General features: G+C 53.4%; 1 protein-coding gene. It reads right to left on the reverse strand.

The annotated features are described in order from the left end of the window. Positions 1–423: flagellin N-terminal helical domain-containing protein (locus tag ACJY2G_RS25565; protein WP_439292388.1), on the reverse strand; the 423-nt coding region annotated here is incomplete at both ends.

The raw sequence follows: 423 nt of genomic DNA on the forward strand, positions 1-423 counted from the left end.
TTTAGAACCGACGCTCAGTTTGGTGGCGACTTTAGTGGCGTCGAAACCGTCCATGCCTAAGGTGGTGGAGTTCATTTTGCTCAGGTTGATTTCGATGGTCTGACCGTCGTTAGAACCGACCTGAATGTTCAGGGTCTGGTCTGAGCTCAGGACTTTCACGCCGTTGAACTCAGTCTGTTCAGAGATACGGTTGATTTCAGCCAGACGCGCGTCGATTTCGTCCTGGATGGACTTGCGGTCAGATTCTGAGTTGGTGCCGTTCTGAGACTGCACAGCCAGACGACGGATGTTCTGCAGGTTGTCGTTGACTTCGTTCAGTGCGCCTTCGGTGGTCTGCGCAATGGAGATACCGTCGTTGGCGTTACGGGAAGCCTGCGTCAGACCGTTGATGTTAGAAGTGAAACGGTTGCTGATCGCCTGACC

The sequence above is a fragment of the Rahnella sp. ATs2 genome, assembly GCF_051851855.1.
GTDB classification, from domain to species: Bacteria; Pseudomonadota; Gammaproteobacteria; order Enterobacterales; family Enterobacteriaceae; genus Rahnella; species Rahnella variigena.